This is a genomic window from Edwardsiella hoshinae NBRC 105699 = ATCC 33379 (assembly GCF_000474215.1).
GTDB lineage: Bacteria > Pseudomonadota > Gammaproteobacteria > Enterobacterales > Enterobacteriaceae > Edwardsiella > Edwardsiella hoshinae.
Genome location: NZ_BAUC01000049.1, coordinates 1 through 22,512, shown reverse-complemented (window position 1 = coordinate 22,512; position 22,512 = coordinate 1). Strand labels below are relative to the sequence as shown.

At 54.5% G+C, this 22,512-nt stretch carries 19 protein-coding genes, 1 tRNA gene and 1 pseudogene; 10 read left to right on the top strand and 11 right to left on the bottom strand.

Annotation, left to right across the window (positions count from 1 at the left end; translation table 11 throughout):
* Positions 1–295: 295 nt before the first annotated feature.
* Positions 296–922, bottom strand: a complete 627-nt coding sequence (locus EHO01S_RS16310) for a class I SAM-dependent methyltransferase (protein WP_024524950.1) — start codon at positions 920–922, stop codon at positions 296–298.
* 320 nt (positions 923–1,242) lie between these two features.
* On the opposite strand from EHO01S_RS16310, the gene EHO01S_RS18995 reads away from it, so the two are divergent.
* The 8 genes and pseudogenes from EHO01S_RS18995 to EHO01S_RS18560 all read left to right on the top strand — a co-directional run.
* Positions 1,243–1,656: a hypothetical protein gene (locus EHO01S_RS18995; protein ID WP_148707559.1), complete on the top strand. Its 414-nt coding sequence runs from the start codon at positions 1,243–1,245 to the stop codon at positions 1,654–1,656.
* Between the two features lie 741 nt (positions 1,657–2,397).
* Positions 2,398–3,222: an RICIN domain-containing protein gene (locus EHO01S_RS18575; RefSeq protein WP_081702277.1), complete on the top strand. Its 825-nt coding sequence runs from the start codon at positions 2,398–2,400 to the stop codon at positions 3,220–3,222.
* A gap of 1 nt (position 3,223) precedes the next feature.
* Complete coding sequence (locus EHO01S_RS18570; protein WP_071991045.1) at positions 3,224–4,051, top strand: cytolethal distending toxin subunit B family protein; 828 nt, start codon at positions 3,224–3,226, stop codon at positions 4,049–4,051.
* Entirely contained in the window at positions 4,048–4,626 is a 579-nt protein-coding gene (locus EHO01S_RS18565; protein ID WP_024524949.1) for an RICIN domain-containing protein, read from the top strand. Before EHO01S_RS18570 ends, EHO01S_RS18565 begins: the two co-directional genes overlap by 4 nt.
* A 584-nt stretch (positions 4,627–5,210) precedes the next feature.
* Positions 5,211–5,894 (top strand): helix-turn-helix domain-containing protein, encoded by a 684-nt coding sequence (locus tag EHO01S_RS16300; RefSeq protein WP_024524948.1) that lies wholly within the window; start codon positions 5,211–5,213, stop codon positions 5,892–5,894.
* 695 nt (positions 5,895–6,589) lie between these two features.
* Positions 6,590–6,805: a transcription antiterminator/RNA stability regulator CspE gene (gene cspE / locus EHO01S_RS16295; RefSeq protein ID WP_024524947.1), complete on the top strand. Its 216-nt coding sequence runs from the start codon at positions 6,590–6,592 to the stop codon at positions 6,803–6,805.
* A 787-nt stretch (positions 6,806–7,592) separates the two neighbouring features.
* The gene (locus EHO01S_RS17975; protein WP_024524946.1) at positions 7,593–8,072 is read left to right on the top strand and encodes a YbjN domain-containing protein; all 480 of its coding nucleotides are present in this window, start codon (positions 7,593–7,595) and stop codon (positions 8,070–8,072) included.
* A gap of 548 nt (positions 8,073–8,620) precedes the next feature.
* A pseudogene (locus EHO01S_RS18560) lies at positions 8,621–8,831 on the top strand (tyrosine-type recombinase/integrase); the annotation flags it as partial.
* Between the two features lie 28 nt (positions 8,832–8,859).
* On the opposite strand, the gene EHO01S_RS16285 reads toward EHO01S_RS18560, so the two are convergent.
* Positions 8,860–8,935: transfer RNA gene (locus EHO01S_RS16285), tRNA-Thr, on the bottom strand.
* A 216-nt stretch (positions 8,936–9,151) separates the two neighbouring features.
* Here EHO01S_RS16285 and curA point away from each other — a divergent pair.
* A complete protein-coding gene (gene curA, locus EHO01S_RS16280) occupies positions 9,152–10,183 on the top strand; it encodes an NADPH-dependent curcumin/dihydrocurcumin reductase (RefSeq protein ID WP_024524945.1) in 1,032 nt (343 codons plus the stop codon).
* Between the two features lie 68 nt (positions 10,184–10,251).
* On the opposite strand, the gene proA is transcribed toward curA, so the two are convergent.
* The 5 genes from proA to gpt all read right to left on the bottom strand — a co-directional run bounded on the left by proA (position 10,252) and on the right by gpt (position 15,196).
* A complete protein-coding gene (proA, locus tag EHO01S_RS16275; protein WP_024524944.1) occupies positions 10,252–11,505 on the bottom strand; it encodes a glutamate-5-semialdehyde dehydrogenase in 1,254 nt (417 codons plus the stop codon).
* A 9-nt stretch (positions 11,506–11,514) separates the two neighbouring features.
* A complete protein-coding gene (gene proB, locus EHO01S_RS16270; RefSeq protein WP_024524943.1) occupies positions 11,515–12,621 on the bottom strand; it encodes a glutamate 5-kinase in 1,107 nt (368 codons plus the stop codon).
* 187 nt (positions 12,622–12,808) lie between these two features.
* Complete coding sequence (gene crl, locus EHO01S_RS16265) at positions 12,809–13,210, bottom strand: sigma factor-binding protein Crl (RefSeq protein ID WP_024524942.1); 402 nt, start codon at positions 13,208–13,210, stop codon at positions 12,809–12,811.
* Positions 13,211–13,271: 61 nt separating this feature from the next.
* Entirely contained in the window at positions 13,272–14,534 is a 1,263-nt protein-coding gene (frsA, locus tag EHO01S_RS16260; RefSeq protein WP_024524941.1) for an esterase FrsA, read from the bottom strand.
* Positions 14,535–14,737: 203 nt separating this feature from the next.
* A complete protein-coding gene (gene gpt / locus EHO01S_RS16255; protein WP_024524940.1) occupies positions 14,738–15,196 on the bottom strand; it encodes a xanthine phosphoribosyltransferase in 459 nt (152 codons plus the stop codon).
* Positions 15,197–15,558: 362 nt separating this feature from the next.
* Between gpt and pepD the strand changes: the two genes are divergently transcribed.
* Positions 15,559–17,019 (top strand): beta-Ala-His dipeptidase, encoded by a 1,461-nt coding sequence (gene pepD / locus EHO01S_RS16250; protein ID WP_024524939.1) that lies wholly within the window; start codon positions 15,559–15,561, stop codon positions 17,017–17,019.
* 72 nt (positions 17,020–17,091) lie between these two features.
* On the opposite strand, the gene blc is transcribed toward pepD, so the two are convergent.
* The 4 genes from blc to dinB all read right to left on the bottom strand — a co-directional run bounded on the left by blc (position 17,092) and on the right by dinB (position 21,645).
* Entirely contained in the window at positions 17,092–17,646 is a 555-nt protein-coding gene (gene blc / locus EHO01S_RS16245) for an outer membrane lipoprotein Blc (RefSeq protein WP_024524938.1), read from the bottom strand.
* Positions 17,647–17,789: 143 nt separating this feature from the next.
* The gene (gene dcuC / locus EHO01S_RS16240) at positions 17,790–19,151 is read right to left on the bottom strand and encodes a C4-dicarboxylate transporter DcuC (RefSeq protein ID WP_024524937.1); all 1,362 of its coding nucleotides are present in this window, start codon (positions 19,149–19,151) and stop codon (positions 17,790–17,792) included.
* The gene (gene pepT, locus EHO01S_RS16235; RefSeq protein ID WP_024524936.1) at positions 19,148–20,401 is read right to left on the bottom strand and encodes a peptidase T; all 1,254 of its coding nucleotides are present in this window, start codon (positions 20,399–20,401) and stop codon (positions 19,148–19,150) included. Before pepT ends, dcuC begins: the two co-directional genes overlap by 4 nt.
* Positions 20,402–20,586: 185 nt before the next feature.
* Complete coding sequence (gene dinB / locus EHO01S_RS16230; RefSeq protein ID WP_024524935.1) at positions 20,587–21,645, bottom strand: DNA polymerase IV; 1,059 nt, start codon at positions 21,643–21,645, stop codon at positions 20,587–20,589.
* Positions 21,646–22,512 lie beyond the last annotated feature (867 nt).

Here is a 22,512-nt window from a genome sequence, read left to right as displayed (position 1 = left end):
ACTGCTAATCCGGCCATTCTATAGCGAGGTAATGTTAGTGCGCGCTGGCGGCGCTATCCGGAGACGGGATAAGCCGCGGATGGCGTAGCCGGCGACATGGCCTGCTGACACGCTAATCCTATATGGGAGAGCTGATCTGATGCAGCCATTTTTGCATCCACCATCGCTGACGCCCCGACAGAGTGTTACCCGAGCGCCCATGCCGGACGCGATAGCCGCGCCGAGACCGTCAGAAAAACGCTCCCGCCATTTCCCGGCGATAAACTGTACTGGTCGCGGATGCCCATTAGCGCGTTCACCCGACCTGTCCCGGTTGTTGGCCGCCGCCCTCGCTCCTCTGGCATTTCTCTCCTTGTGGCCGACAGACATAAATCCAGGCCGGAGGGATATTTCGCACCTCATACACCCGTTGCCAGGCAAAATAACGTGACAGCAGTTGTTCCGACCATGAGCTGTACTGGAACTGGATGAATACCCCGCCGGGGTGCAGTCGCTCACGAACCTGATGCAGAATACGCAGCCGAGTTATGCGCGGGAGCGACAGCAACGGTAGACAGGAAAAAATGACATCATAGTGTCTTTCAAGGCGCGCGGCTGAACGGGTGATCACCTGCAAACGTGGATCGCGTTCCGCCAACCCCCGAAGCTGCTCCGCCAGTTCTGGCTGGATTTCCCAAGCATCTAACCGCGCATCGGGGGCAAGCCTGTCAAGCAGATGGCGGGTCAGCACCCCATCCCCCGCCCCGAGTTCGGCCACACGGTTGGCCCGTGTCCAGTCGGCCTGCGCCGCCATACGCTGACACAACCAGGGAGAGGACGGGACGAGCGTACCAAAGGTGCGGGGAGATTGAATAAACTGCCTGACATACCCTATCTGGTGTTTCAGGTAGGGGCGCACCGTACTCACAACCGCATTCAGCATATATTTTTCCTTCTGGGCTCAATCCGCTAAAGACCTCATCATCATTGTCCAGCCTTAACGATTGCTTAACCGCCTGGCGGCGTAGGTCAATATCACCATTTTTAACTTAACCATGGCCGTTTTTATTATTTTATTTGCGCGCTTATTATTTTTATCGTTACCACAGCCACGATGCTAATTAACGGCTCCCGATTTATATTTTTGGCTTTTATTTTTAGATTATTTCTATTTTTTCTATTTTTATTATTTTGTTTTTTCTATTGATCTCACAACACGATTTTCTTATAGTAAAAATGAATGGCGGATTGGAAAAAAGGCTGATGGATATTCCCGTTAAAGCTGGGAATAAGTACTGCGGCTTTCTCACCCACTTAAGGTTATATTGGCGTCACCGCGCAGCGGTGATGACAAGATTGCCCCAACGCCAGTTAAGACCTTATGGCTGGATGACACGTGAAATATCGTGCTTCGCAGAGGGTGAGCACTTTATTTTTAACGGTGAACGCGTGCCGCAACCACCGTCGTACGACCAGTGGCACAGCAATGTCAACCATGATGCGCAATGGACTACGTCAGTCACTAAGTCGAATATAACATTACTGAATGTATTTATAACGCCACGGCAATGGTTGGCCTTGATGCGAGAGAGGAGTGTTCGCCACCTTGCCAGCGGGGCGATCGCCAAACCAGCAAACCGGTTCAAAGCCAAGCGGAAGAGACGCGCCAGCCGCTAACGAGAAATAGATCGTAAAGTCACCCCAGGCAGAAAGTAACGCGCGCAGCACTACCATGGCTCTCTCGCATCGCCCATCTCCGTCGCGATGGTTTTTGCTAAATAATAAGATCATCAGTAAAAACGAGACGAAATCCGTAATGGCAGGCATAAAAAACATAAATTATATAAATATGTCAAAGTCAGTTAAGGCGGACTCGCTGCCAGATCGCGTGCCACACCGGGCAGAATCAGGCTTAAACCATTCAAGAGTGGCGCAAGGGGAGGCCGAACGATATCACCAACTGAATATCAGCAAGATTGGCAAGGTGATTAACCGCAGATTCACCCGCCCAAATAAATAAGCCTGAGATATACATACTGCATTCATCGTAGGGAGGAAACGTACCTATCACACCAGCTCCGTTATATGTCCATGATGCAGAGGAAATGCAAGCACTGATGCAACGGCGCTCAGCAGCGTTTAGTGCCGGAAGATGCGCTGTTTGTCTGAGAAGGAGCGTGGCAACCGGCACTCCCATTGAGTCTCATTGAAGTAGAAAGCCAACGAAACGCACCGGACTTTCATTTGAACGCCCTAGGGTATTGCATTCTTACCGGGTGTGAAGGCGCGCTCCTCAACCAATTAGCGTCATCATTACATTAACAAAGCATAAATCACCGATAAAGTCTCTTTGACATTTCAGTTTCATGTTTATATCTTATTTGTCACATTTATAACACATATAAGAAAGGATATTCTATGAAGAAAAAATATATTTGGTTCATAATACTACCAGCTTTAGCGGGGTGTTCTTCATCACCACCTAATGTGAATAATGGTATTTATAAAATTTTCCCCTTACCCAGTGGCAATGGTCCAATTCCTCCAGACCCAGCGGAGCCACGATTAGCAATTCCAGGCCCCGGCCCCGCCGTGCAACAAAGCGGATTAGGCGCTAATGCGCCGATTCCAACGCCAAGAGATAATCCACGAGTCAGTATCATGAGTGTCAGTGGCGCCGTACTCACTGTATGGTCACGCCACAGACAATCATGGTTATGGGGATATAAGCCGTGGGATTCAAATAGCTTTGGTGATTTGCGTAACTGGCAAGTACTCACAGGGAAAACCCCGGGAAGTGTACGTTTTGTCAATCAAGACACCGGGACATGTATCACGGATGGTGTCAGTGTGATTGGCGTAAAGGGATTTATTCACGCCACCTGCAACACCCGCTCTAATATCTTTGATTTTCGCTTACTCCCGACGCTAAATGGCAATGTCTATATTCAATCTGTCTCTACCCAAAGTTGCATACGAGCAAGATTTTTAGATAGAACCAGCAGTTCTCCTTATGCATTCGAGATACTGCCAGCCACCTGCCCTAAGCCTGGAGAGCAGAATATAGAGCTACAGTGGACCATTAGTGAACCGTTAATGCCGGCGTATGCCGCAATAGCCAAACCAGAATTCCGACCATTACCGCCATTGCCTTCGGACCCGACAACAACCATGAACGATCATGACAATCCATCCAGTAACATGAACAGTAACACTCAGCCAATAAACGATGAGGTGCTGTAAAATGAAACGTTTGATATTATCCTTATTTGCTTTACTGCTACCTTACTCAGTGAATGCTGCGCTAACCGATTTTAAAGTTGCCACTTGGAATATACAGGGCTCGTCTGCCAGAAGTGAAAGCAAATGGAATGTTAATGTTAGGCAGATCATTAGTGGTAGTGGCGCGGTAGATATTTTAATGGTTCAGGAGGCCGGTACGCCGCCAGAGAGTGCCGTGGATACAGGCCGTATAATTAGTGCGGGCATCCCGATTAGAGAGTTGACATGGAACTTAGGAAGTAATAGCCGCCCTCAGCAAGTATTTATTTACTTTGCCCAAGTTGATGTATTTGCCGGACGCGTTAACTTAGCCATCGTGAGTCAACGTAGAGCGGATGAAGTGATTGTCATTCCCTCGCCGTCTACAGCATCGCGTCCTGTCATTGGTATCAGAATAGGAAGCGACGCTTTCTTCAGCGCTCATGCTTTAGCCAACCAAGGCGCTGATGCACCGGCGATCGTAGACAGCGTATATTCATTTTTTAGAAATAATCCCAGGGCAGAAATCCAAGCCACTAACTGGATGATTGCCGGTGATTTCAATCGTGCTCCTGATTCATTAAGAAGAGCTATTGAGAGACCGGTCAGCAATAACACGCTGGTATTAGCTCCAACAACGCCAACGCAACGTAGTGGTGGAGTATTAGACTATGCCGTGATTGGCAATGCGATCGCCTTTGTCCCTCCGGTGCTTAGGGCTGGAGTATTGTTCGGGGAAAGAGCTACCCAGATATCATCAGATCACTACCCGGTAGGATTCTTCTTACCACCGCCTGGAGAACCAAGATGAAAAAGAATAGCATCATCATAATATCCGCATTTTTATTACTAAATCTTTTATCCGGATGCAGCTCATCAGAAAAGAAAGTGCAGCTAGGCGCTTTCGAAACGGGCGCTAACTCACCCGCTGGGGAAAATAATTCACTGTTCAGCCTTACTAATATTCAAAGTGGCTTTATGATAAATAGTGTGCTGGATCAGTCAGGGAGAGAAATTAGCGCCTGGAGAATGACGCAACAAGAGACACCGGTAGAAGTCTTGGTTACCTCTCCCAGCGGCTGGGTCCAGTTTAATGACCCGTTGACTAATCAATGTCTTAACGCACTCAGCGGGCGCTCGCTAGCCAAAGGGAGTTGCGATGGGAAAGCATCTCTCTTTATATTAATCCCATCAACCACCGGCGCCGTACAAATTCAATCCGTCGTATCAGGAATGTGTATTGTCGATAAAGAGAATGAGGCTTTCTTCAAATTTGGTAAGTGTGTTGCAGACTTTACCCAGCCACAACTTATCGTTCCCGAAAAGAACCTATGGATGCTAAACCCTCCGGTTACCGTATCCACGCTCGCGCCAATCAATATCTAGTATGTCGAGGGCCATCGTCTCAGATGGTCCTCTCTCATAAAGTTTGATTATTAATCCAGCGGCTTGGGCGGCGTCCACAACGGACTCACGCCAAGCTAACCGCCCTCCTCGCCACGCTCATCACTTGCCGTCCCCTTAACGCCGATAGCGCTGCTCCTAATCCATCGCGCGGGAGGGCTGACGATGCAGCGGCAACCGCTCCGCATCACGCATCAGCTGGAGCGCCTGTACCTGTCTGGCATATTAACGTCTGAGGCAACGACTCGTGGCTTCAATGCGACTTATGGCCACTATGGCCTACGCCGCTGGCTCGCTAGTCTCAACGAACTATAGCACGCGGACAAACGCCAGTGATTAAGGACGATGTGATAAATACGCAACCAGGCTTTGCAGCGCGAAATACGCAAGGAAACCATCGCGCAAAGTTACCGGCATCCGCTTAAAAATAACACATATCAAATTAAGTGGTAAGCGATAGCTATTAAATACATAACCACCTCTTAATTTTATCCGAAAGCGGCGGCTCTGTAATCTTGCTGTGTTATTTTAGCCGCCATCGCTAACCAGTGTAAGAGGTGTCTGTTGTGGATGCGATTTATTTTTGCATTGTGATTGATACGATTACCATAGATAACATTGCCTACACATCCGGCGACGTCGTGGTCTTATCTCGCATCAATGATGATCTTTTAATAAAAAATACCGCCGTGATTAGAATCAATGGCTCATTGATAAACTATCTTATAAATAATAAGAGCGTCACTTTTTTTAATGAGCAGCGTGTTGTTGATAATGAGGTCATTGTCGCCATCCGAGGCCAGGGAGAGATCAGTCCATTGCTTGAGGCTATCCTGACGGATAGCGCCAACAATGACGTACAATTATTATGTATTTATTTTTTATTAAAACAGGGACAAGCCGCGAAAATTATTGATTATTTTAGTGCCAGTCTATCCAGTCGAGTCGCGGACTTGATTTTACAATATGGCGCGGCCAGCGCCTCACGCCAGGTTATTGCGGATAAACTGTTTGTCAGCACCTCTTCACTAAAGAAAAAACTTACCCAGGAAAACACCTGCTTTATAAAAATAAAGCGAAAGGTCTGTGATAATCTGGCTAAAGAGCTATTAGATCGCGGCCAATCGGTCAGCCAGGTCGCCTATACTTGCGGCTATAACAACAGCTCTTACTTTACTTATGTTTTTAAAGAGGAAAATGGCTGCACGCCGTTACAGTATAAAAAACGCCTAAGCACACAATCTTATTGAAGTGGGCGCATTGCAGCCCAATCCTCGCCAATCGTGGGCATGGCATCGTCATGCATAACTCGGTAGCCGAAGCAATAAAACGCCACGGAGCACGCGAGGTCTCCACACGGTTGTTCCGCTTGATGAGCTGATGTCGTTAGCAACATCGAGTCCCCCGCCTCATACCGAGGCTTGCTACGCTGACCGTACCCACTGCGCCCCAAATGCCCACGGTAGACCCATCATAAAACTATCGCTCAACAGATAATAATCCTAGCGCTACCGCAACAGGACACGCCGATGATCGCCGGAATTTCTTACCACCAAGTCACGACCATGATCAACGCCCCCATTTGCATTCTAGCGTTGCTACCGATACGCGTGGCGTGGCTAGACAGCATGAGCCCCCCTATGCCCCCATAACACGGCATGTGACATGAAGACAAAGCGTCAAGACGGAGAGCTCGCCAAGCATCACCCCATCTAGACGGCTAAAATAAAGCTTGTGCTTACTGCTCCCCTATGCGTTAATAGCGCCACGGTTTGCAGAACAGACCTTAATAAAGCAGTTTTAGTACAGTAGCCTCAGTTCCAGTGTAATCTTCTGATTTCCCTTCATCGTGAGTCTCCTCCTTCAATGCGTTAATAAGATTTTCTGTCAGAGCAAGCCTCTTTCGTCATCCTGAGTGACTCACAAATATTTAGAAGGTAATATTATGTCTAATAAAATGACTGGTTCTGTAAAATGGTTCAATGCCGATAAGGGCTTCGGTTTTATTTCTCCTGCTGATGGCAGCAAGGACGTTTTCGTTCACTTCTCTGCTATCCAGAGCAATGCATTCCGCACCTTGGAAGAAGGCCAACAGGTTGAATTCTCTGTCGAGAATAGCCCTAAAGGCCCTTCCGCTGTAAACGTAGTTGCTATCAACTAATTCTATAGGCTCTCTCTCCTGCGATAACGAAGATGGCTAGAGCCGGAGTAGACAGAATAGAGTGAGCCTATATGAGAAAACCGGCGCTAATACAGCGCCGGTTTTTCTATTCATAGATAATGTGCTAATATCCCTCTGCGACTTATCGCTTACACCAATTTTAAACGACACACCTCACTGAACATGACCAACTGAGCTGGACGACCTTTCATCTCACGCCAGTTTCACTAGCAGTAGAAACCCGTGTAAGTATCCCGCAAAACCGATATGAGGCTTTCCCCATCCCCCTTGGCAAGGTAGGCTGGCGAAATGCGCGTTAATGCTGTACTCCCGGCCATTCACTTTCTGGCGCTGACCATGTCATCGACTGCTGTTATTGACTATGGCAGGCATAGCGCGGCGATTCGCGCCCCCTGCACTGCCGGGATACAGCCGTGACGCCGCTACCACCCGCACGCTGCGGGGTTTCCTGTCGGCATCCTGACCGGTGCTGATTCTAGGAATTCTGAGTCATTGCAAGCGATTTTTTTATGCGAGTCACCACGGTCAGAACACTTACTCACTGCGTGAGCAGTATCCGCTATTGGTGGATAATGCTATACCGTCTTAAGAATGATTCATGATATAAAAATCTGATTTACTCAAGTAAGACGATTGAGTAATAATGATGCGTAATTAATTTATATTTGACTATGGATAACACACTATCTCTTTAGGGACGACACTCAGAGCATTTGCGGATTGTTGATCATGCTTATATTTTAATATTATATAAGGAGAATCTCTTATGCGATTTGTTTTTCCATTTACGCTTATCTTCTGCATTCTTTTAACTGGCTGTAGGCAAAACCTTCATACACCCGATGATAACCCGCCGGTTAATTCAAACAATAATATTAAAGTCATTTACTCCATCCCAGAACTAAGGGAAATCATCAACAGCCAAGGCTATTCCGTTGAAGAGAGCACGGACAAACAAATAGCCTTTAGAGCTAACGGCCATATCATTCAACTGTATAAACTCGAAGATGGTGATCTTCTTTTGTCATTTGGATTTAAAAAGAATAACAACATAAGCTTTAAAGAGATGAACGAATGGAATAAAGAATATAGACTTTCCAGAGGTTTTATCGATGACGAAGGTGATCCTATTGTGGAGACGGATTTAATGACAAATGGTGGGATAAGTAAGAAAAATATCACTGAATTCATCAAGGTGTTTACTAACGTGACAGTGCCTAAATTTATTAGAAAATATGGCATGTAACATGATCAATGCTGCTTAATTGAGTCACTGTTTATTTAGTGATAAAGAGAGCCACCCAGCGCCTCAGCCCCCCACGATTGAAAGTCGGGGGGGGATGACGCCTCATCATGTTATACAATGACCTTAAATAAAATAATCGTAGCAACACTCATTGTGTCAACCTGGCACATAAGGGAATGTTACCGGAAATAATGCTGTATTCCGTCGGTTGACGTTTAGGTCGTTTTAACCTGGCGGCCCCTCCTGGCGTCATCTCGCCACGATCAATGACACCCTACAATGATGTGATGGCTTATGCTGCCTGAACAACCTGTGTTGCTGCTTCCGTTCAGCCTGGGCGGTTAATTCATCAAGGAACCCGTCCAACTATAGGGCAAGATCGTCTACTGAGGTGGGGGCAGTCCATAAATGATGTTGAGGTACCTGTTAAACCTATGACGATTCACCTAACACTACTAAATCCCCCCATAGTCAGAAAGCGGTGTTACACGGCCAAGACTATTGGCGAGCGGCGCTAACGTAGCGCGGAGATGGAGGCTCTCCTGTTGCATGAGCTGCGGCACACGTGGGCAACCTGGCTTGTACAGTCTGGCGTTCCACTGTCAGCTCTACAGGAAATGGGCGGTTGGAAGTCGATCGAAATGGTGAGACGGTATGCACACCTCGCACCAAATCATCTTACCGAGCACGCACGGCAAATAGACTCGATTTTTTTACGATGCTGTCCCAAATCTGTCCCACAGAAAAGTAGGTAGCTAAATGATGATGTGTAACTTGTTGATTTAGATGGTGCCGGTAATAGGAGTCGAACCTACGACCTTCGCATTACGAATGCGCTGCTCTACCAACTGAGCTATACCGGCCCTGAGAGGGATGGGCGTGTTGCCCGAAGTGCGGGAGATACCATAGTGAAAAACCTGATGAGCGTCAAGGGCTGGCAAAACGAATGGCTATTTCCTCGACAACGCACCGTTCGTGCTATGGGCCATAACAGCGTCAACAGCGTCACATTGCCCCGCCCGATTTTACTCTAGGCTGTTTCTGTTGACCTCTACGACACGGCGACAAAGGAGCACATGATGACTCAGACAGGAACGACGAATCGGCGTCTGGTGCTGCGCCAGCGACCCCATGGGATGCCGACGGAGCAGGATATCCAGTTGCAACACGCCGTCATCCCGCAACCAGCCTCAGGGCAGCTCTTGCTGCGTACCCTCTACCTCTCTATCGACCCCTATATCCGAGGGCGGATGAATGATGGTCCTTCTTACGCCCCCGCTATGCAGTTGGGGGACGTGATGGTCGGCCATACCCTGTGCCGGGTCGAGCACTCACAGCATCCCGATTATGAAGTGGGGGAATGGGTGCTGGCGCAAAGCGGCTGGCAAGATTACGCCCTCTCCGACGGGGTAGGCTTACAGAAGGTCGTGCCGGGGATGGCGCATCCAACCTGGCTGCTCGGGGTGTTAGGGATGCCGGGCTTCACCGGCTATATGGGGCTGACGGCCATCGGCGATCCGCACCCCGGCGAGACGGTGGTGGTCTCCGCCGCCAGCGGCGCAGTCGGCTCGGTCGTTGGCCAGGTGGCGCGCCTCCTTGGGGCTCGCGCCGTCGGGATTGCCGGTGGTAGCGAAAAGTGCCGCTATGTGCGCGAGAGCTTAGGGTTGGAGGAGTGTATCGATCACCGCGCCCCCGACTTTGCCACCCGGCTGCGTGATGCCTGCCCGAACGGGATCGATGTCTACTATGAGAATGTCGGCGGCGCGATCTTCGATGCGGTGCTGCCGTTGCTCAATCCCCGAGCACGAGTGCCGCTCTGCGGCCTAATCAGCCAATACAATCGTGTGTTGGGCGATAACCTTGGCGATCGACTGCCGATGTTGATGGCTACCATCCTGAAAAAACGGCTGTTAGTCCGGGGTTTTATCATCGGTCAGGACTTCGGCCAGCACTACCCGGCGTTTTATCAGCAGATGAGTCGCTGGTTGGCGCAGGGACGGATCCAGTACCGGGAGGATGTCGTCGAGGGATTGGAGCATGCCGTCACGGCACTTCAGGGGCTGCTCTCAGGCAAAAACTTCGGCAAGCTGTTGGTCAAGGTAGCCGATTAAGTCGCACACCTGGCCGGCAGAGGACGAAGGCAACGGCTCGCCCATGCGGGAGAGCCGTTGCCGGACGATTAGGCGCGTACCAGATCGTCACCGTAACCGATCCATTTGTAGGTGGTCAGTGCCTCTAGCCCCATCGGGCCTCGGGCATGGAGTTTCTGCGTGCTCACCGCCACCTCGGCGCCCAGACCAAACTGGCCGCCATCGGTAAAGCGGGTGCTGGCGTTGACGTACACCGCCGCCGAATCCACGTTGTTCACAAACCGCTCGGCGGCGCGCATGTCGCGCGTCAAGATGGCATCGGAGTGCTGGGTGCCATGAATACGGATGTGATCGATGGCGCCCTCCAGATCATCCACCAGCACCACGCTGAGATCCAGCGACAGCCACTCATCGTCCAGCGCGGCCGGATCCAGCGGGACCACCGCCGCCGGTCCATCCTGTAGTAATGGCAGGGCGCGCGGGCAAGCGTGCAGCGTAACGCCGTAGGCCTGCATCTGGGCGCTCAGGCGCGGCATAAACGCCGGGGCTATCGCGGCGTCGACCAATAGCGTCTCCAGGGTGTTGCAGGTGCTCGGGCGCTGGGTCTTGGCGTTGGTGATAATGGTCAATGCGGCCTCGATCGCCATGCTACGCTCGACATAGGTATGGCAGACCCCGATACCGCCGGTGATCACCGGGATGGTCGCCTGCTCGCGGCACAGACGGTGGAGGCCCGCCCCGCCGCGTGGGATCAACATATCCACATAACGATCCATACGCAGTAATTCGTTGACCAGCGCCCGATCGGGACTCTCGATCACCTGCACGGCATCCTGCGGCAGATCCGCCAGGGCCAGCGCACGCCGGATCGCCGCCACTGTCGCTCGGTTGGTGCGCCAGGTCTCTTTACCGCCGCGCAGGATCACCGCATTGCCGGTCTTCAAGCACAGCGACGCGACGTCGACCGTCACATTGGGCCGCGCCTCGTAGATCACCCCGACTACACCGAGCGGCACGCGACGGCGCTGAAGCTGCAAACCGCTGTCGAGCCGGCGTCCATCGATGATCTCGCCAACCGGATCATGCAAACGGCACACCTGGCGGACATCATCGGCGATCGCCGCCAGGCGGGCTTCCGTCAACAGCAGACGATCCAGCATCGCCTCACTCAGACCATCGGCACGCGCCTGCGCCACATCTTCTTGGTTCGCCTGTAGTATCGCCGCGCTATCCTGTTGCAGACAGTCAGCGATCAGGGCCAAAGCCCGATTCTTCTCGGCGCTGTCCAGCAGCGCCAGTTGATAAGAAGCCCGCTTGGCGGCCTTCCCCATTTCTTCCAACATGATGGCTCCTTAACTGACGATCATGTCGTCACGGTGTACGGCGACCGGGCCATACTCATAACCAAGGATCGCGCTGATCTGCAACGAGTGGTGGCCGGCGATCATACGCAGGGCGTCGCTGTTATAGCGGGAGACCCCATGCGCCAGATCGCGCCCGTCCAGCGCGCGGATACGGACCACTTCGCCGCGTGAGAAGTCACCGCTCACCTCGCGGATTCCCTTGGGCAGCAGAGAGCTGCCCCGGGTGACAATGGCCTCCAACGCACCGTCGTCCACCACGATCTCGCCCGCGGGCGGGGCGCCGAAGATCCAGCGTTTACGGTTCTCCAATGGCGTCTGCTCTGCATGGAAACGGGTGCCCACGGAGATGCCGTCGATCACATCGCCGATCACGCCCGGCCGACTGCCGGCGGCGATCACCACCTCGATGCCGGCGCGACAAGCCACATCGGCGGCCTGCAACTTGGTGGTCATGCCGCCAGTCCCCAGGCCAGAGACGCTATCGCCAGCGATGCCGCGCAGAGTGTCATCGATGCCGGTCACTTCGCGGATCAATTCGGCGGCGGGATTATGACGCGGATCGGCGGTAAACAGCCCGGCCTGATCGGTTAACAGCAGCAGTTTATTGGCACCGGCCAGGATCGCCGCCAGCGCCGACAGGTTATCGTTGTCGCCGACCTTAATCTCAGCGGTGGCGACAGCATCGTTCTCATTGATCACCGGAATGATGCGGTTATCCATCAACGCGTGCAGTGTGTCGCGGGCGTTGAGGAAACGCTCGCGATCCTCCATATCGGCCCGGGTCAGCAGCACCTGACCGATATGAATGCCGTAGATGGCGAACAGCTGTTGCCACAGTTGGATCAGGCTGCTCTGCCCCACCGCGGCCAGCAACTGCTTGGAGGCGATGGTCGCGGGCAGATCGGGGTACCCTAGGTGCTCACGCCCGGCGGCGATGGCCCCGGAGGTCACGATCACAATACGGTGTCCGGCGGCGTGCTGCTGGGCGCACTGACGGACCAATTCTACGATATGGGCGCGGTTGAGGCGGCGGGAGCCACCGGTCAACACGCTAGTGCCCAGTTTTACCACCAGGGTTTGACTGCCACTCGTCATGTTCTATAACCGTTGTGTTTTCACAGAAAAGGGGGAACCGAGGTTCCCGGCACGCTTACGAGATGGGCGGATACCTGCTGCCGTCACACCCTCCCGCCTGCATTTTTATCAGGCATAGCGCATTATGCCAACAGGCGGCAGGGAAAGCATAGGCAAAACCGGGAAAAGGTCTTGCCGATGATCTAGGTCAGCGTTCGGCGCGGCTCAGACGTAGGGAATCGTCGTCGGCGGGGTGCAACGCTATCGACAGGGAGTCCAGCAGATTTTGCAGATTGCCGTGGAAAGTCGCCAGGGTTTGCTGTAGGCGTGCGCTAACCTGCTCATCGGCGATAGTCTGTGCCTGCCAGCGACCGCTACGATCGTATAACCCCAAGGTATAACGATAATGAAAGCGATCCTGCGCCAGCTGTAGATCCAGCCACCAGCCCCAGAACTCGCGCTTTTCCGGATCGGGCTTCACGTTGACACAGACGGCGAGACAATCGAAGAAGAAACGATCATCTGCGCACTGCTCGGCGCGCAGGTAAGGCCCCAGCGCCATGAATTTTTTGATCAAACGTCCTTTAGGGTAACCTTGGGGTAATGTCATCGAGCACTCTCCTTATTGCAGTTACCCTCTTTTAACAAAAATCGTAAATTAAGCAACGTAATTACGCTGAGTGCTTATTGATCCATGCGCAAATCTGACGCAGAGCACGATCGAAGCCTTGGTATAGCGGTGAGGAAGCGACCGGCAACAGTGCGCCGTCACACGAAGAGTTGGCGATCAGTTGCGCCTCCTGACGGGGGCTAAACGGATCATGCTCCCAATAGGCCGCCAGCATGGGAGTCGGGCAACGACGCCCAAGTAACCCTTGTGTTTTCAGTGAGTAACAACGTAACTCCGTCAATAACGCGGCATCAGATACCGAGGCCATCCCCAAGCGACTAGCGAGGACATCGATATACATCGGCGGCACATGCTGATGCAGGCTAGCGTCGCACAACAGGTGATGCACCACCGGCCCCAGACAGGCCACGGCACGTAGGCGACGCGGCTCCAGATAGGCCAGACGCACCGCGACGTTGGCGCCGAAACGGAAACCCAACGCCGAGATGCGCGTACTATCGATCCAAGGGAGATCGCCCATCTGCTGCAATACCGCCTGATGCAGGCGGCTGGAGTCTTGCGTCAGGGTGTAATGAGACGACAACCCGACCGAGGGCATATCGATGGTCAACATCGCCATCCCCGCCGGGGCCAGATAGTCGCGGAACAGGCGATGGCTGTCGCTCTGCAACATATCCAAACCGCCGCACAGCAACACCGTCGGATAGGGCCCCCCTTCAGCGTCTGGCAAATGCAGGAAGCCGGTGATCTGTTTGCCGTCGGGAATACGGAACGTCTGCTCACGTAGTTCGAAACGCTGTAAGCGCGCCGCCTCGGCATAAGCTCGATTCGCCAAGGCCTCGGCTTGCTCTGCCAACTCATCCCCTTTCAGATGCGGATAGGCGGCGATGCTGTATAGATTGGCGGCCTGGAGCCACATATCGCCGGCGCGCGCCGCCACTCGCTCCTGCTGAGCCCGCTGTTGCCAAGTCATCGCCTGGTGGGACCATTCGTAGATCCAGTTGCCGCTACGGTAGCCCACCACCGTATCCAGTAAGCGCTCATCGCTACGCTCAGCGTCGCTGGCGGCGATACGCGCCAACACCATCTCCACTTCCAACGGATCGGCACCGCGCCAGGCCCACATCACTCGGTTGATGATGCGATACCAGTTCGCCTGCGAGCGGCCATCGAGGGCATTATTCACGCCGGGGCTGCTCTCCGTGCTAGCGCGGTTGACCAGGGTAGAGGTCTCGCGGTGTTTAAACCTCGGTTTAAACAGCGTCTCAGACAGATTTGCGCGGGTTTGATTGATTTCGCTCATAACGGAACGGCGGCCTCCCTATACACCTTCGTCGTCTTGCGACACGGTCGTCCGTATGCAGGATAGACGATACGACATAGCGGCTATCATGCCCGACAAGAGGGGAGATTGGCAACGCAGGGATGAGGGCACTACGGGGGGAACGGGGGAGAAATAACAACGCCCGGCGCAACGCCAGGCGTTATCTGTCGCACGGGGCAGAATTAACGGCCGCTCAGCGGCTCGACGAAGCTCACACCCATATCCCACGGCTGTTCGATCCAGGTGTTCTGCGGGATGTCGACCACATAGTCGTCCACCAGCGGACGCCCGGCTGGCTTGGCGAAAATGGTCACAAAGTGAGCCTTGGGATACATGTCGCGAATCGCCTTGGCGGTGCCGCCGGTATCGACCAGGTCGTCCACTACGATGAAACCTTCGCCGTCGCCTTCGGCGCACTTCAGCACCTTGAGCTCACGCTGGTTGTCATGATCATAGCTGGAGATGCAAACAGTATCGACGTGACGGATGCCCAGTTCGCGCGCCAGCAGCGCTGCCGGTACCAGACCGCCGCGGCTGACGGCGATGATCCCAGTCCAGCGTTCGGCAGGCAACAGACGGGCAGCCAATTTACGTGCATGCATCTGTAGCACGTCCCAGGTCACAACGTATTTTTCGCTCATAAAACGTATCCCAGCCAATGATTAACAATGTGTTAAATGGCTTATAAATTAGTCGGGGGGAAAAAAGGTTGCGCGAGATTATAGAGAGGAGCCACGATAAAAACCAGTCCTATAACGCTAAACCGCCGCCGCGCTCGCGCTATTCGTCCCTTTCTCTCATCGCTTCGGGGGCTAATTAATGCCAAAGTCTGCCCCCCTGGCACTAGATGGTGGTATTCTCTGACAATCGGGCTGTGCCGCGCACCTTAATCTCTGCGGCCAGCGGCGGTGCGTAAGCGGTTGCGGTTACGCCCGCGTTTGATTCGCCTGACACCCACTGGGCATGCGCCCTCACAGCACAACCGTTTATCAGGGGACTTATTATGTCTGAACTGTCTCAACTGTCGCCACAGCCGCTGTGGCAGATTTTTGCCAATATCTGTGCCATTCCGCACCCCTCTTATCATGAAGAGGCTCTGGCGGCGCACATCATGGCCTGGGCGCAAGAGAAAGGGATCCATGCCGAACGCGATGCCGTCGGTAACATTCTGCTGCGTAAACCGGCTAGCCGTGGTATGGAGAAACGCATCCCGGTCGTGTTGCAGGCGCATCTGGACATGGTGCCGCAGAAGAACAACGATACCCAGCATGACTTCAGCAAAGATCCGATCCAGGCTTACATCGATGGCGACTGGGTCAAGGCCCGCGGGACGACGCTGGGCGCCGACAACGGCATCGGCATGGCCTCCGCCCTGGCGGTATTGTCCGATGACAGCGTGATGCACGGCCCGCTGGAGGTGCTGCTGACCATGACCGAAGAGGTCGGGATGGATGGCGCCTTCGGTCTACAGCCCGGTTGGTTGCAAGGCGAGATCCTGATCAACACCGACTCGGAAGAAGAAGGTGAAGTGTATATGGGGTGCGCCGGCGGCATCGACGTCATCACGACTCTGGCCTTGCAGCGTGAAGCGCTGCCGGCCGGGATGAGCGTGGTGCGCCTGAGCATCAAGGGGTTGAAAGGCGGCCATTCCGGTGGTGACATTCACCTGGGCCTGGGCAACGCCAACAAACTGCTGGGCCGTTTCCTGGCCGGGCATGCCGATGAGCTGGGCCTGCGCGTACTGGACATCAACGGCGGCACCCTGCGTAACGCCATCCCGCGTGAAGCCTTCGTGACCCTGGCCGTACCGGCAGCCAACCTCGATCGGCTGCACGCGCTGGCACAACACTTCCAGGCGATCATGCAAGGTGAGCTGAGCGCGGTAGAGAAAAGCCCTCGAGTCACCATCGAGAACGCAGAAAGTGCTCTGCAACCGCTGGACGCCGCCAGCCAGGCACGTTTCATCGCCCTACTCAACAGTACGCCGAACGGGGTGATCCGTATGAGCGACGAGGTCAAAGGGGTGGTCGAAACCTCCCTCAACCTGGGCGTGGTGACCACGGCGGAGAACGAGGCTCAGATCATCTGTCTGATCCGCTCACTGAACGAGAGCGGTAAAGATGCCGTCGTCAGCCAACTGACGTCGCTGGGTAGCCTGGCCGGGGCCCGTGTCACAGCCAAAGGCAGCTACCCGGGCTGGGAGCCGGACGCCAACTCGCCGGTGATGCACCTGGTACGCGATACCTATCAGAAACTGTTCGGCACCCTGCCGAATATCATGGTGATCCATGCGGGTCTAGAATGCGGCCTGTTCAAGAAGCCTTATCCGTTGATGGATATGGTTTCCATCGGGCCGACCATTACCGGGCCGCACTCGCCGGATGAGCAGGTGAACATTCCCAGCGTTGGTCGTTACTGGCAATTGCTGACCGCCCTGCTGAAAGCTATCCCGGAAAAAGCCTAACTGATCGGACGGCCAAGCCGTCTCATCGCCGCGGGCGGCGCGCCCCGTCTGCGGCCGCCCCGTACCACGCCGTCATCGCCTTGCGTTGACGGCGTGTGGCGTTTCTGGCTGTGCCCACTGTAAACGTTCGGTCGCAAAGCCGAGACGCGCAGCCAATGCGACATATGCCTGACGCACCGCCGGCGGCATCGTAGGGGTACGTGACAACAACCACAGATAATCGCGATCCGGCCCGCACACCAAGGCGTAGCGGTAAGCCTCATCCAGGGCGATCACGTTATAGCCGCCATAGAAGGGAGCGAAGAACGACACCTTTAACGCCGCCACCGTGGGCGCGCCGGTGAAGTAAGCGCGTCCCTCACTCTGCCGCCAACGCCCGCGACGCATGTCATAGCCGCGATTGAGCACCCGGATCCCCCCATCGCTGCGCGCGCTATAATTGGCACTCACCTGCACTAACCCGCGCTCGAAACGGTTATCCAAACGGGCGACCTCATACCAGGTTCCCAAATAACGCGCCACCTCGAATCCCTGAATCGGTTCGACGCCGCGCGGCGGCGTCGGCGAACGACAGCCCTGCAACAACAGCACCAAGGTAACGGCGCCCAACACCGGCCATACTTTCATTGGCTCTCTCCTCCTTGCTCGCCCATCTACTCAGTGTAGTCTGCTTTGCCGCGCGCAAAAAAAGAGACCGCAGTCTTAGCGCTGCGGCCTCGTCTCAGGCGTCGTTTCAACCGCTAACGACGTCTACCCCCTTAGCGCGACACTCAGTAGAACAGGCCGATCAGCGCCGTATGGAAGAGAAAACCGACGATCAACGGCACCGAAGTACGCCGTACCACATCGAAAGGGGAGAGCTTGGCGCCGCTGGCGACGGTAATCACGACCCCAGACACCGGCGACAACGCGCGCCCCATATGGGAGGCCTGTTGCATCGGCAGGATCATCGCCACCGCATTGGCTCCCATGCTGCTGGCGATCTGCGGGATCAATTCGACGAACGCCAGGAAAGGCGCATTACCCGACCCCATGATGATAGCCGCGGCAAAGGTCACCAGCGCGAAGACGATCGCCATGGCGAACGGCGGCAGCCCGACATGCTCGGCGAGCTGGATCACCTGATCGATGGCGCCGATCACCTTGATGCCATGGGCGAAGATCCCGGCGGCCACCAACAGGCCCACCACGCCGGTGAAGGCTTGCCCCATCCCTTTCAGAAAATGGCTAAAACCATCGCACACCGCCTTGAAGTCGCGCAGACGTAGCCACTCGATCGCCATACACAGAGCCATGGCGATCATCACGATGGTGACGATGTTCAGGTTGATGCCGCTAACGAACAACTTGGAGGAGCCGACCGCCATCAAGATCGGCAGCATCGGCAGCAGGGCGTAAAAGGCGGGGGCGCGTGCCGGCGTATTCTCCTGCACCTGTGTCGCCGCCTGCGGCAAGGTGCCAGCTCGGCGGTCACAGTGACGCTGCCAAAAGACATGGCAGATCCCGACCACCAATACCGTCGCCAACGCTGCCGGCCCCTGGTGATACAGCACATATTCCACCACATCCATCTCGACGGCTTTAGCCCCTCGAATCGCATCGATCGCCGTCGGGGTATAGGCGACACCGAGCGAGGTCGCGATCACCCCGGCGGCCGAGGCGGCGGAAAGTCCTAGCCCCAACATGATGGGAAACATGGTGCCCATCAGCAATACCGCCAGCCCGGTAGCCGAGGGGATCGCCAGTTGTAACAAGCTCGCCAACAGGTAGGAGAAGAACAGTAGCGTATAAGGCGATTGAAGGCGACGCAGGGGGCGCGTGACCACCCGCACCACCGACTCATTGGCTCCGATATGATCCATATAGTGGGCGAAGCCCATCAGCGCCATGATCATCAGCCCCAGATCGGCGGCGCGGGTACTAAACAGATCGCGGATCACCTCGAAGGGATCGAACACGCCGATCCCGGTGGCAGCGACGCCCTTGGGCAAGACGTTGCCCCAGCCCGCCAACTGGGTGCAGAACATCAACAACAGACCGGCCAACAACAGCACCGGCTCGGCCTTGTAGCCGCGTAAGATCAGGCGGGCCACCGCCACGATCACCAGCAGCGCGATGATTACCTGAATCATGCCGTCTCCTCTGCGCTGAAACGGGCATGGGTCTCGGCGATCACCGCGACCACCACTTCGCTGGCGGCCCGCAGGGATTTCACCGGCAGATATTCATAGATGGAGTGGAAGTTGTGTGCGCCAGTAAACAGGTTAGGACAGGGCAAGCCCTTCTGCGACAGAACGGCGCCGTCATAGCCACCGCGCATTGGTACCGGCCGTGGCGTGATGCCACAACGCTGGTAGGCGCGCAAGGCAATCTCGACCGGGAAGGCCGCCTCGCCCTGGAGGCTGTTGGCGACGTTGGCGTAGCGGTCAGCGAGGTGAGCCTCGACACTCCCCTCCCCCCACAGCGCCGCACAGCTCTCCGCCAAGCGACGAATGAACGCCATCCGCTGGCGATAACCCGCCTCGCTGAAATCACGGATATCCAGCTTCAGCACGGTGCGGGCGCTGTTGCCGGTTAACTGTTTCACCCAGTAGTAGCCTTCGCGCCCCTCGGTATACTCCGGCGCCTCTCCCGGCGGCAGCATGGCGATAAACTTGTGCGCCATCAGTAGCGAGTTCTTCAGCTTGCCCTTAGCGGACATCGGGTGCGCCGAAGCGCCGGTAAATACCACCTCGACATCGCCGGCATTCCAGTTTTCACACACCAGCTCACCGATACCGCAACAATCCAGAGTGTAGGCAAAGTCGGCACCGAAGGCGGCGGTATCGAAGGCCTTGGCCCCACGCAGCCCCTGCTCCTCATCCGGCACGAAGCCGACCTTGACCGGGCCGTGGGCGATCTGCGGATTGGCCTGCAAGTATTGCAGGGCGTTCATGATGGCGGCGATCGCCGCCTTGTCATCCGCCCCCAATAGGCTGGTGCCGTCAGTCACGATCAACTCATCGCCAATGTAGTCGGCCAGTTCGGGAAACTCACTCTGACGCAGATAGATCTGCCGCTCGGCGTTCAAGCAAAGATCACCGCCGTGGTAAGGCAACACTTGGGCATGGGTATCGGCGCTTTGCTCGGCGCTGGTGTCCAGGTGGGCGAAGAACGCCACCGTCGGCAACGACTGTGCGCAGTTTGCTGGCAGGGTGGCGGTGACGATGGCGTTCTCCCTCACCTCGACCTCCACCAAGCCGAGCGCGCGCAGCTCGTCCCCCAAACGCTGCGCCAGGCGCAATTGCCCCGGTGATGAGGGCATGATGCCCTGCGCGCCCTTGTCACGATCGGTGGTGGTGTTAATTTGGGTATAACCAATAAAACGATCAATAATATCCATTACTTATGCTCCTTGAATGCCAACGTTGGGCATTATAAAAGTAATGGTCTCATAAAAGTTTGATGCGACAGCAAGAACGGTAAGAAAAACCCCCACGGCTACACGGCGGCAAAAGGTTGTGTGCTCTAGCGCGGTATTAATGTAACTCTTCGCAATAAGATAGATAAAACTGTGCGCCAGCTCGGCTAGAGGATGTCCAGGGCGAGCTGTTTCTGACGCTGCGGATCGGGCAACATCACCTGTAACCCGACCAGGCGAACCCCACGTCCGGCACGGCGCGTCTCCCAGACTTGGCGCGCCACCGCCAACAGATCGGCACGATCCAGATAAGGGTGCGCGTGCTCCTGAGTCGTCAATTGAAAGTCGGCAAACTTGAGCTTAACCCCCTGGCGGGCGATGCGCAGATCCGGCTGTACCCGAGCTAAACGCCGCGCCAACTCAGGATACAGTTGCTCCACCAACTGCTGACACGCCGCCCAATCAGTGATGTCCTGCGCCAGGGTCTTTTCGACGCCGACCGATTTACGCTGCCGGAAGGGATTCACCTCGCGCTCATCCCGCCCCTGGCTGCGCTCCCACAACACCCGGCCAAACTTACCGAAGCGACGCAATAAGGCGGCGAGATCATAGGCGCGCACATCGGCGCAACAGTGTAACCCCAGTTCGGCCAAGCGGGCGGCCGTCACCTTCCCTACGCCGGGGATCTTGGCTAACGGCAACGCTTGAACGAAGGCATCAACCTGTTCGGGCGGGATCACATACTGACCGTTAGGCTTATTGATATCCGAGGCGATCTTGGCCAGAAACTTCAGCGGCGCCACCCCGGCGGAGGCGGTCAAGTGCAACTCGGTGGCAATATCGGCGCGGATCTGCTGCGCGATGCGTGTCGCCGACCCCTGTAAGAGCGGACAGTCGCTTACGTCCAAATAAGCTTCATCCAGCGATAGCGGCTCGACCACGGCGCTGTAACGGCGGAAAATCTGCTGGATCTCCCCCGACACGGCTTTATAGACCGCCATGCGCCCCGGGCGCAGCGTCAGATGCGGACAGAGTTTCAGCGCCTGCGCCGTCGGCATCGCGCTACGGACGCCATAGCGCCGCGCGACATAGTTCGCGGTGCTGATCACCCCACGTCGCTCACCACTGCCGCCGATCGCCAACGGCACCTCACGCAGCGCCGGGAAGTCGCGCATTTCGACCGCGGCGAAGAAGCAATCCATATCGATATGAATAATCTTGCGCATCTGATCGCCCCACCCGCCAACAAACTGTATAAACATACAGCATTATATATAATAATTCAACTCAGCCACCACATCCTCCACAGCAAACTATCACCCCATGACTCTTTTTCCACCCAGTCATAAATAATAAATAAAGTAAATTTTCATCACCCTGTAATTTTAATTAGGTGATACTTCTCTACGGTTAATTCGGCGGCGGGCGATTATCAATCATGACAAATAATCATTTCACAATGTTTCATCTTTCTTTAACTCTGTGTCATTAGAAATTAGCAAGCAAAATCGATTAAATAAACGGGCATAGCATTTGCATAAATACAATCTTGCATAATTATTGGGATGGATGTCACATAACACTCAACACAGCGATGAAAGCTCACCAGAAGATAAAGCGATTAGCCATAAATACATCATGATTGGACATTTACCACAGTTACATTCTTTATTACCAGCCAAACTCAACTTTGATGCTAGACTTAATAGGTTGATTGATAAGAGCTGAGTAAGACGCTATTTCAAATGAGATTTTTTGAGAAAAACCATAAAAATCAAATGCTATTTTATCGCAGAAAATAACACCATCGCTGAGTGTCTCACGCCGTTCTTCGGCATTCGTGATAGATAAAAATAGTCGCTAGGGATAGCGCCTCACTCTCTCCATCAATGACGACATGAATAGCTTATCAAATTTAGCGTTCACTTAACTAGGAATAGGTGATGAGAAATAGCGTCCATCTCACCATCCTATGTCGGTCTTGTATCAGCATACAGTCAATGACTGTTTGGAGAGAGACAATGAAAAAAGGTCATGATATTCATGGAGAGTATTTGGATTCCCGCTTTGGCTCTGAAGCAATCCGTTCAGCC